This is a genomic window from Bowmanella yangjiangensis (genome assembly GCF_017255015.1).
In the GTDB taxonomy this organism is placed as follows: Bacteria; Pseudomonadota; Gammaproteobacteria; order Enterobacterales; family Alteromonadaceae; genus Bowmanella; species Bowmanella yangjiangensis.
The window spans coordinates 1-828 of record NZ_JAFKCS010000347.1; the positions used below are offsets into that span (position 1 = coordinate 1).

The 828-nt window shown below is 65.0% G+C and carries 2 protein-coding genes; both read left to right on the forward strand.

The features are described 5' to 3' along the window. Positions 1 to 451, forward strand: a 451-nt coding sequence (locus J0A65_RS24450) for a condensation domain-containing protein (protein WP_206596852.1), incomplete at its 5' end; no start/stop codon positions are given. Continuing rightward, the coding region (locus J0A65_RS24455) for an alpha/beta hydrolase fold domain-containing protein (protein WP_206596853.1) at positions 448 to 828 on the forward strand (381 nt) is incomplete at its 3' end. The genes J0A65_RS24450 and J0A65_RS24455, both read left to right, overlap by 4 nt.

Here is an 828-nt window from a genome sequence, read left to right on the forward strand (position 1 = left end):
GGTGCGTCTGGAGGCTGGCGAGGGCGATTATGGCCAGGCCATCACAGCGCTGCGCCAACGCCTGCGTGCGGTGCCGAACAAGGGCATCGGCTACGGTGTGTTGCGTTATCTGGCCGATGGCCAGATGCGCAGCAGGCTGGCAGCACAGGCGCAGCCGCGCGTCACTTTCAACTACTTGGGCCAGCTCGATCAGAGCGCCGACGGCGAAGCCCTGTTCAGCCTGCTCGATGAGCGGCCCGGTGATGCCTATGCCGCGAGCGCGCCGCTGAACAACTGGTTGGAGATCGTCGGCCAGGTGCACGACGGTGAGTTGGCGCTGCGCTGTCTGTTCAGTCGGCAGGTGTTTCGTCCTTCCAGCATCGAGCGCTTCATGGCGTCTTTCGAGGAGGAGTTGCTGGCAGTCATCGATCATTGTTGCGCGCAGATCGCGCAGGAGGCGTTCGCGCTATGAGTGTTGCCCTTTCTAATGTACCTGGCGAGCTGCACGCGGAAATCGCCGCCTATCTCGATATGGTCGACGAGGGCCGGCGGGCAGGGCGGCCGGCTCCCCATGAGTTGCCGGTGGCACAGGCGCGTGCCGAGTTCGAGGCCGCTTCGCGCAGCCTGCCACCATTCGCTCCGCCCTGTACCGTGGAGCAAGTCTCGCCGCAGGTGCGCCACGGTCACCTGGCGGCAAGGCTGTATCGGCCGGAGCAGGCCGGTGCGGCGCTGCCAGTGCTGATCTATCTGCATGGCGGCGGTTATTGCATCGGCAGCCTGGACTCGCACGATGCGGTCTGTCGGCAATTGACCATCAGCGCGCAGTGCGCGGTATTGGCGCTGGACTAT